Raw genomic sequence first — 9,428 nt, 5'->3', positions numbered from 1 at the left:
GTGCAGATGACCGATATGCCCCAGATGGTGGCCATCTACAACGGCATGGGGGGCGGTGCTGCGGGCGCCATTGCAGCCGTGGTTCTGCTACGCGGAGAGTACGGGGACGATCTGGGCCTGAAGTTTCTGGCGATTCTGGGCGGCCTGATTGGCTCCGTGGCCTTCAGCGGCAGCATAGTGGCCTTTGCCAAGTTGCAGGGCCTGATGACGGGTCGTCCGATTCAGTTCCCTGGCCAGAAGATACTCAACGTGTTGGTGCTGGTGGCTGCGCTGGGGCTGGTAGTGGCCCTGCTGCCGCAAGAATCGCCCCTGCTGATACTGGTTTTTTTTGTAGTGGTGCTGAGTTTTGGAGTGTTGATGACCCTGCCAATTGGTGGGGGAGACATGCCGGTAGCGGTTTCGCTCTTTAATGCGCTCACTGGCCTGGCGGTGGGCTTTGAGGGGTTCGCCATTGGCAACGCCGCGCTGATAGTGGCTGGAACGGTAGTAGGGGCCGCAGGTACTCTGCTGACCCTGCTGATGGCCAAGGCCATGAACCGCAGCCTCTGGAGTGTGCTGGTAGGGGGGTTTGGGGTGGAGCAAGAGACTGCCCAGATCAAGGGCAGCATCAGATCCATTGACCTCGAGGATGCAGTGGTGATGCTGGGATACGCCTCGAGGGTCATCTTTGTGCCCGGCTATGGCATGGCGGTGGCCCAGGCCCAGCACAAGCTACGCGAGGTAGCGGATGTGCTGGAGTCCAAAGGAATCCGGGTGGACTACGCCATTCACCCGGTGGCAGGCCGAATGCCCGGTCACATGAACGTGCTGCTGGCCGAGGCGGGGGTGGCCTATGAGAAGCTCCACGACCTCGAGGACATCAACCCCGACTTCCCTCAAGCCGATGTAGCGGTGGTGATCGGGGCCAACGATGTGGTTAATCCCGCTGCCCACCGCAAAGGCTCACCGCTCTACGGAATGCCCATCCTGGACGTAGATAAGGCCAAAAACGCCATTGTCATTAAGCGTGGACAGGGCAAAGGCTTTGCTGGAGTCGAAAACGAGCTATTCTTCGCCGACAACACCCGGATGCTTTACGGCGATGCCCAGAGTGTGCTGGGGCAGTTGGTGCAGTCTCTGAAGAAACTGTAATTGAGGGTTCTTTACAGTGCCCTATGGTTTTCTGCCTGACCTGGTGGATCCTCTCTAACCTCCCCCGCATACCAGGGGAGGTCTCTTTATGCAATTCCCAGGGATCCCCGGCATGCCTGTGGACCAGTTCTCGAGGTTAAATACCAGATTCGAAACCCGACCGAAGGGAGACGCTTTATTCGCCAACCGTTCGGGAGGGGGGTGCTTCAGGATTCAAAAGAGAGCCTCGAGGTCTCCGGGTTGGAGGATGATCTTTTTGAATCCGGTAAAATACAACACTTTTCAGCATCTGGGCTCATTGAGGCTCCAGGGCGATTTTCAAATGGATCGCATCCCGGATTGCTTTGAAAACGGCCTTCTGGTTCTATTAATGGGTGCGCCGTCTACGGCAACCGCCCTAATCGTCAGAATCACCCGTAGAAGTGTTGTTTTCTGTAATGAATCTTGGGTTGACAGTTCATGTGGCCTGCGGTACACTCCCCGGTGGAAGGTCTTCCACAAACAAAAGTGCAGTCAGTCGAACAAACAGCGATTGATGGAAGCACTTCCACGAAACAGGAGGAACTATGAAGAAGTGGCTAGTAGGTGCATTAGCCCTGACTCTCAGTCTGGGGGGGCTGGCTTCTGCCCAGGGGGTAACGATTCGGGTTGCAGGCGATTCCACCGCAGTGGGTGAGGGTGGTCGCTGGATGAAGGCCAAAGCCGAGGAGTGGGCCCAGCGGACTGGCAACCGGATCGAGTATATTGACTCCCCTGCAGACACCAACGACCGGCTGGCGCTGTTCCAGCAGTACTGGGCAGCCCGGAGCCCGGACGTGGATGTGTACATGATTGACGTGATCTGGCCGGGTATCGTAGCGCCGCATGCCGCCGACCTGAACCAGTTCTTCACCCCGGCAGAACTGGGGTTATTCTTCCCCCGCATTGTCGAAAACAACACCATTGGGGGCAAGCTTACCTCGATTCCTTTTTTCACCGATGCGGGACTCCTTTACTACCGGAGCGATCTGCTGCAAAAGTACGGCTTCCAGCGTGCACCACAGACCTGGACTGAGCTAGACCAGCAGGCCACCCGCATTCAGGCGGGCGAACGCCAGGCCGGCAATCGAAGCTTCTGGGGCTTTGTGTGGCAAGGCAAAGCCTATGAAGGTCTGACCTGCAATGCCCTCGAGTGGATCTTCTCTATGGGCGGAGGCCGCATAATTGAGCCCGATGGCCGGATTAGCATCAACAATCCCCAGACCATCGCTGCCCTCAACATGGTGCGTAGCTGGGTGGGTCGTATCTCACCTCCAGGCGTAACCGCCTATGCGGAGGAAGAAGCCCGCAACGTTTTCCAGACAGGCAACGCTGCATTTATGCGTAACTGGCCCTATGCCTACAGCCTTGGACAAAGTGAAGGGAGTGCCGTTCGTGGCAAAATCGGCGTGACCGTGCTGCCACGTGGGGCAGGTGCTGCAGGTCGTAATGCTGCAACCCTCGGCGGCTGGCAGCTTATGGTCTCGACCTACTCACGCAACCAGCGCGCAGCAGCGGATCTGGTTAAGTTCTTGACCAGCGTCGAGATCCAGAGAGACAACGCGGTCAACCTGTCGCGTCTGCCGACCCGTCCTGCTCTCTACAACGACGCCGCGGTGCTGGCCCGCAACCCCTTCTTCAGAGACCTGCTGCCAGTTTTGCAGAATGCCATTGGCCGTCCCTCGGGTGTGTCTGGTGCTCGCTACAACCGAGTCTCCGAGGCTCTATGGACGGGTGTTCACGAAGCCATCACTGGCCGTAAGCCCGCTGCCCAGGCAGCCCAGGAAATGGAAGCAGCTTTCCGGCGCATAATGAGGTAGGGCCAGGTTCCGATAGCTTGATAAGGAGTGGGGTCGGTCTTCCGACTCCACTCCTCCCGTAGTTCGAAAACTAATATGCGTTCAGATAGCGCACCGCCCGGTAAGGCTAGTTTTGCTGCGGGCAGATATAAAGCCAGCAATAAGGTTGAACGCTTTAGACAAAGGATTTGTTGGCTTGAATGTGTGCTACAGGCAGTGTCTAATAGATACTTGCCCCTCGCCCCACAAACTCAACCTTAGGGCATGTTTGATACAATCCTGGTTTTTGAAAGAGTTTAGTTATAGACATGACCAGCATAAATACAAAGCTTGGAGATAATTATCTGTGCTTGTATAGTATCGGGGTGCTGGTAAACAGTTTGCCCGGCCCGTGTAGGCCAGCTAATTTTGGAGGTGGATCTGGATGTTAACGCTTCGACAGACCCGGCTGGCTTGGCTCCTGGTCTTGCCAACGCTGCTAGTAGTTGCGTTTGTGGCGGGCTTTCCGCTAGCCCAGGTGTTCTACTACTCGTTTCACCAGGCTGATATTGCTTTTGTAGAGCCTCCAGAGTTTGTGGGTTTTGACAACTATATCTTCTTGCTGCAAGATCCAGATTTTAGGGGCGCACTTTGGAACACACTGCGATTTACGGTTGTTTCGGTGTTCTTAGAGACCGTTCTTGGTCTTATTGTGGCTCTGGTTATCCATTCCAATTTCAAGGGGAGGGGCATCGTACGCGCAGCCATCCTGATTCCCTGGGCCATTCCTACGGTTGTATCGGCAAGGATGTGGCAGTGGATGCTCAATGATGTCTTCGGGATTATTAACGTAATACTGGTTAACACCGGTCTGGCCGCCAACAAGATTGCTTTTCTGGCCAATCCCAATACTGTACTTTGGGCGATGGTGGCGGTAGATGTCTGGAAGACAACGCCCTTCATGGCCCTGCTTCTACTGGCGGGTCTCCAGCTGATCCCCTCCGATATCTACGAGGCTGCCGATATTGATGGGGCCAGCAAGTGGCAGCAGTTTTGGACGCTCACCCTTCCACTGCTGACCCCTGCTCTGGTGGTGGCTCTAATTTTCCGTACTCTGGATGCATTGCGGGTCTTTGACGTGATTTTTGTCATGGTGGGGGTTAACACCGCAACCCGAAGTTTGGCTATATATAACCGTCAAACCCTGATAGATTTTCAGGATCTGGGCTACGGCTCGGCAATATCGGTTGCGATTCTGGTGATCATATTTGTTTTTGTGCTGTTATATATGCGACTGGCAGGGCGGGGGGTGCGCGGTGAGGACTAGAACCTTCGGACGCCTGGTTGGTCGTATCTTGTTTTATCTGCTGGTAGGATTCATCGTAATTTACAGCGTTTTTCCCTTTTACTGGGCGGTTGTTAGTAGCTTTAAGGAAAGCGACGCGCTGTTTAGCCCCAGGCCCAGCCTGCTGCCGGTTCCGTTTACTCTGGCTCACTACGAGAACGTATTTACCGGAGCAGCTTTTGGGCGTAATCTCTTCAATTCTCTGATTGTAGCGGGAGGTGTCACCCTGGTGAGCCTGGTACTGGGGGTGATGTCGGCCTATGCGCTGGGGCGTCTGCGCTTCCCACCAAAAAATGCAGTCCTGTACTTAGTTCTGGCCATGACTATGTTCCCACAGGTATCGGTGCTATCGGGCATGTTTGTGTTATTGAGAGAGTTAAACCTCTTCAATAGCCACCTTGGCTTAATTCTCTCGTATTTGCTGTTTACCCTGCCCTTTACCATCTGGGTACTCACGAGCTACTTCAGGGGGCTACCTCGAGAATTGGAGGAAGCCGCCTACGTGGATGGAGCAACGCCAGTACAGACCCTTATTAAGGTGATGCTGCCCCTGGCTGGCCCTGGGATGGTAACCACCGGCCTGCTGGCTTTCATTGCGGCCTGGAATGAGTACCTCTTTGCCCTGACCTTCACCATCGGCAACGATGTGCGTACGGTTCCGGTTGCGATAGCTTCCTTTGGTGGTGCCACCCCCTTTGAGGTTCCCTGGGGTTCAATTATGGCAGCCTCTGTAGTGGTAACGGTTCCCCTGGTGATTCTAGTTCTAATTTTCCAGCAGCGCATCATGGCTGGCTTAACAGCCGGATCGGTGAAGGGGTAGAGGGAGAAAACCCTTCGTGTTGCCGAGCGTCCTGAAGTTCTGTTGATGTCGGGTCTTATTTACCATCCCCCCCTAGAGCAGTGAACCGGGGAAGGGGAGGGCTGTACCGGGCTCGTTGTAGGGGAAGCTGGGTTCTCGAGACCTGGGGCGGTCATCGTTGGTTCAATGGGTTGGGTTATGGCCGCTTGCTGAGGATTTAGCCTATCAGCCTCGAGTGAGGCGCAGGCTTGTACCAGGGAAGCCGCTGGGAGCGGTTCTCGGGTAGAAGACCTGGTTGCATGGAGCGAAAATGGAGTCTAGAGCTTATTTTCTCCGCCGGGACTAACGGCATAAACAGCGCGAACCGCGATATGATAGGCCGGTATGACTGCCCAAGAAGCGTATAACTGGTTGCTTGAACATCACAGAGAAACGGCGTATCTGGGTGCATTTGGCTCGTTGGCAGGCTGGGATCAGGCTGCCTATACCCCCAGGAAGGGGCACCCGCATCGGGCGATGATGCAGGCTACACTGGCCAAGCTGCTGCACCAGAGAGCCACCGATCCGCGTATCGGGGAGTTGCTTGCAAGGGTTGAAAATGCGGGCTGGTTCAAAGAGCCAACTGCCGTGGAAGCGGTCAATATCCGCGAGTGGCGGCGGGCCTACGACCTCCAGACCAAAATTCCCGAGCGACTGGCGGTAGAGCTAGCCCAGGCTACCAGCGAAGGGCAGGCCATCTGGGAAGAAGCCCGTCCAAAAAACGATTGGGAAGGCTTCAAGCCAGTTCTGAAAAAAATTTTCGCCCTGACCCGCGAGACTGCCGACGCGATTGGCTACCAGGAAGAGCGCTACGATGCCCTGCTTGATCAGTACGAGCCGGGCGCCACTACCAGGCAAGTAGAGGCCATCTTCCAGCAGGTGCGTGAAGCCACGGTAGCGTTGCTTCACCGAATCCAAGGAAGCACCAAACGCCCCAATACCGGTTTCCTGCGCCGCCACTTTCCCAAAGCTGCCCAGGAGAGCTTTGGCAAGGAAGTGATTGCCACCATTGGCTTTGACCTCGAGGCTGGACGACTGGATGTGGTCGCTCACCCTTTCATGCAGGGCATCGGCCCCGGTGATGTACGGCTGACCACCCGCTACTTTGAGGACTACTTTAATGCCGGCTTCTTCGGCATCGTGCACGAGATGGGGCACGGCGTTTATGGACAGGGGCTGTTGCCTGAACACTTTGGCACACCCATGGGAAGTGAAATTTCACTGGGTATCCACGAGTCGCAAAGCCGTACCTGGGAAAACCTGGTAGGGCGCAGCCGGGGCTTCTGGCGCTTTTTTTGGCCTAAAGCCCAGGAGCACTTTGAATCGCTCCGCGATGTGCAATTGGAAGATTTTCACTTTGCGGTTAATGAGGTCAAGCCTAGCCTGATCCGGGTGGAGGCCGACGAAGTGACTTATAACCTCCACATCATGATTCGTTTTGAGGTCGAACTGGCTTTGTTGCGGGGTGAACTTGCGTTAGACGATGCCCCCGAGGCATGGAATTCCAAGTACCAGGAGTATCTTGGGATTCGCTCCCCTGAGATCCGGGATGGGGTGATGCAGGATGTGCACTGGTCGGCTGGGCTGATCGGCTACTTCCCTACCTACTCGCTGGGCAATCTCTACGGGGCGCAGTTTTTTGTGCAGGCGGAAAAAGACCTGGGGCCGCTTGAACCACAGTTTGAGCGCGGAGAGTTTGCTCCACTGCTAAACTGGACCCGCGAAAGGATCCATCACCAGGGCAGCCGGTACTGGCCCCGCGACCTGCTCAGGAGTGTGACGGGCGAAGACCTCAACCCACAGTATCTGATAGACTATCTGAATCGGAAATTTGGGAGGCTATACGAGGTGTGATTCGGGGTTCTTTTAGGCCGTAAAGAGCAGTCTACGGCTCGACAAGGGCCTGGGCAACGACCTGGTGTGCAACGGCCCGGAATTTGCCCCAGTCATTCCAGGTGGCGCCCAATTCTCTGGAGAATTCTGGGGGCAGATGCTCGAGCTCCCTGGCGATTTCCAGCAGACCGGAGGGACTCACGTCACGAAACCCACTGATTTGTTCGAGGTCATCCTGAGGGCTGGGAATGCCATTCGCTGCCAGCAGAAAAATGTGGCTGTGAAACAGGCGTCCTTCGTTGTGCTGATAAGTGATATGAGCCAGATAACGCAGAATTTGAGCTTCCAGCCCTGTTTCTTCCCAGATTTCGCGCTCGAGAGCCTCCAGGACTGGCTCGCCCAACCCGATACCCCCGGTGGGCAGACGATAGAGTCCAGTGGGGTAAAAGGGCTTGGTCATGGTGAGGAACAGGCCGTTTGGCCGCCTGAACACCAGGCAGACCTCGGCAATGCGGTGGCTGCCAACGGCCAGATAGGTGTTTGCGCCCAGATTGTGGCTGACCTCGAGGGGTCTGCCATAGCGCAAGGCTAGCTCCTGAAGCTCCTGATGCATGCCCAAAAAACTACCACAAATCCGCCAGGAAGGACTTGATCTCAGGTGGCAATTAGGCTCTTATCCTGAAATCAGTGCCCTGTGTCGGAGCCACCCAGACCCCTCGATAACCCTTCGACCACGCTCAGGGCAAGACTCAGGGCAGGCTCAACCCCCCACGGAAGGGTCTGATCTCGGCCCAACGGCCTCTGATAGGACAATGGTAACTTTGTAAGTGCTCAAGAGGCCAATTCCACTTGTTGAAAAGTGCCGGGAGGGCAGTCTCGGGCCCACCGAGTCGCTAACGGGTTTGGTGAGGGGGGTTAGCCGGACTTGTGTAGGGTCGAATGCCATAGGACACAGCTGGAAGGGCGGACGGCAGAGAACCCGGCGCGTGAAGCTAATTAAGTAGGGTCTTTGGGTTGTTTGTTCTGCTGTTCCGGCTTAGGGGGTCAGACTTATGCTAAGGTAACCCGGTATGGTGGAAAGAATCCATCTTGCTAAACCCCGTGGCTTTTGTGCTGGGGTGGTCATGGCCATCGAGGCAGTGGAAAAGGCGGCTCGGGAATTGCGCGACCAGGGTGAACTGGTGGTGTACCACGCTATCGTCCACAACGAGGTGGTGGTCAAACGGCTGGAAGAACAACACGGGGTTCACTTTGTCGAAGATCTGGCTGAGATTGAACAACTTCGCGAGGAACAAAAAAAAGCTGGCAAAAAGCTGAACGAGACGGTGGTCTTCTCGGCCCATGGGATTCCCCCCTGGTTGCGTACGGAGGCCGCAGAGCGCAACCTGCACCAGATTGATGCCACCTGCCCCCTGGTTACCAAAGTCCATAGCGAGGCCAGGCGCTACGCCCGTGAGGGCTACTGGATTCTGCTGGTTGGCGATTCTGCCGACCACCAGGAGATCAAGGGAACCCGTGGTGAAGCTCCGGAGAACACCATCCTGGTGGCCGTACATACCCATGTGGGGCGCGACCCTGGCCTGGCCGACCCGCACACCCTCGAGGTTCCCGACCCCGACAAAGTGGTGGTGCTGACCCAGACCACCCTTTCGGTGGACGATACCCTGGCAACCATTGAAATTCTCAAGCACCGCTTTCCAAAGCTGGTGGTTCCTTCCCGCCACGACCTCTGCTACGCCACCAAGAACCGCCAGGATGCCGTCAAGCAGATTGCGCCCCAGGTGGATATGTTCCTGGTACTGACCAGCCTGGCCTCCTCCAACGGAATGCGGCTGTTGGAACTGGCCCAGAGCCTGGTGGGCCGGGCCGAACGCATTAACACCGTGCAGGACATCCAGCCCGACTGGCTTCAGGGGGTGCGCTCGGTTGGGATTACTTCGGCGGCCTCTACCCCGGACGACCTGGTGCAGGAGGTAGTGGCCCATTTCCAGCAGCTCAACCCTAACCTCGAGGTAATCGAAGAAGGCGAGTGGGAGGATATCGAGTTCAGAGAGCCGAAGCGGGTGTCGCCAAGTGAGTGGTTGGCGATCCAGCGGTAGCTTTTACGAGTTACCTGGCTTACACTCCTAGGCAATGGTTCAAGCATTGATTCCCTGGCAAACTCTGTTAACCCCGCCCTTGAAGTGGGCTGGCGGAAAACGTTGGCTGGCTCCACAGATTCGCGAACGTTTTTGGCTGAAACACAGTAAAAGGCGTTTGGTAGAACCGTTTGTGGGTGGCATGGCGGTTGCCCTTTCATTGATGCCCGAGAAAGCACTACTAAACGATGTTAATCCGCATCTAATCAATTTTTATTTGTACTTGAAACGTGGTTTGCAGCCCAAGGGAGTGAAGTTTGAGAACAGCCGTGAAACCTATCAGGCCAACCGAGACCGGTTTAACGAACTGATAAGGGAAAACCAGGCTAGCAGTGTTGAGGCTGCTC

At 56.0% G+C, this 9,428-nt stretch carries 8 protein-coding genes; 7 read left to right on the top strand and 1 reads right to left on the bottom strand.

The annotated features are described in order from the left end of the window. From Q0288_RS00915 to Q0288_RS00895, 5 genes are all read left to right on the top strand, one after another. The coding region (locus tag Q0288_RS00915; RefSeq protein WP_299425747.1) for an NAD(P)(+) transhydrogenase (Re/Si-specific) subunit beta at window positions 1-1,131 on the top strand (1,131 nt) is incomplete at its 5' end. 566 nt (window positions 1,132-1,697) lie between these two features. Then, the gene (locus Q0288_RS00910) at window positions 1,698-2,969 is read left to right on the top strand and encodes an ABC transporter substrate-binding protein (protein WP_299425744.1); all 1,272 of its coding nucleotides are present in this window, start codon (window positions 1,698-1,700) and stop codon (window positions 2,967-2,969) included. Between the two features lie 403 nt (window positions 2,970-3,372). After that, entirely contained in the window at window positions 3,373-4,254 is an 882-nt protein-coding gene (locus tag Q0288_RS00905; protein ID WP_299425741.1) for a carbohydrate ABC transporter permease, read from the top strand. Further along, entirely contained in the window at window positions 4,244-5,092 is an 849-nt protein-coding gene (locus Q0288_RS00900; RefSeq protein WP_299425738.1) for a carbohydrate ABC transporter permease, read from the top strand. The genes Q0288_RS00905 and Q0288_RS00900 overlap by 11 nt, the downstream gene beginning before the upstream one ends. A 363-nt stretch (window positions 5,093-5,455) precedes the next feature. Continuing rightward, window positions 5,456-6,964: a carboxypeptidase M32 gene (locus Q0288_RS00895; RefSeq protein ID WP_299425735.1), complete on the top strand. Its 1,509-nt coding sequence runs from the start codon at window positions 5,456-5,458 to the stop codon at window positions 6,962-6,964. 31 nt (window positions 6,965-6,995) lie between these two features. On the opposite strand, the gene Q0288_RS00890 is transcribed toward Q0288_RS00895, so the two are convergent. Beyond that, complete coding sequence (locus Q0288_RS00890; RefSeq protein WP_299425733.1) at window positions 6,996-7,556, bottom strand: NUDIX hydrolase; 561 nt, start codon at window positions 7,554-7,556, stop codon at window positions 6,996-6,998. 457 nt (window positions 7,557-8,013) lie between these two features. Between Q0288_RS00890 and ispH the strand changes: the two genes are divergently transcribed. Then, a complete protein-coding gene (gene ispH / locus Q0288_RS00885) occupies window positions 8,014-9,042 on the top strand; it encodes a 4-hydroxy-3-methylbut-2-enyl diphosphate reductase (protein ID WP_299425730.1) in 1,029 nt (342 codons plus the stop codon). Window positions 9,043-9,076: 34 nt separating this feature from the next. Continuing rightward, window positions 9,077-9,428 (top strand): DNA adenine methylase (locus Q0288_RS00880; RefSeq protein WP_299425726.1); only part of this gene is annotated, 352 nt, incomplete at its 3' end.

It is taken from the genome of uncultured Meiothermus sp. (assembly GCF_937863175.1).
GTDB lineage: Bacteria > Deinococcota > Deinococci > Deinococcales > Thermaceae > Meiothermus.
The sequence above is the reverse complement of the archived record's forward strand: the minus strand, read 5'-3'. Positions and strand labels throughout refer to the sequence as shown.

What these genes read in the sequence shown, in the direction of transcription:
- Q0288_RS00910 (WP_299425744.1), top strand. Translation starts at nt 1,698, where the DNA reads ATGAAGAAGTGGCTAGTAGGTGCATTAGCCCTGACTCTCAGTCTGGGG.
- Q0288_RS00905 (WP_299425741.1), top strand. Translation starts at nt 3,373, where the DNA reads ATGTTAACGCTTCGACAGACCCGGCTGGCTTGGCTCCTGGTCTTGCCA.
- Q0288_RS00895 (WP_299425735.1), top strand. Translation starts at nt 5,456, where the DNA reads ATGACTGCCCAAGAAGCGTATAACTGGTTGCTTGAACATCACAGAGAA.
- Q0288_RS00890 (WP_299425733.1), bottom strand. Translation starts at nt 7,556, where the DNA reads ATGCATCAGGAGCTTCAGGAGCTAGCCTTGCGCTATGGCAGACCCCTC.
- ispH (WP_299425730.1), top strand. Translation starts at nt 8,014, where the DNA reads ATGGTGGAAAGAATCCATCTTGCTAAACCCCGTGGCTTTTGTGCTGGG.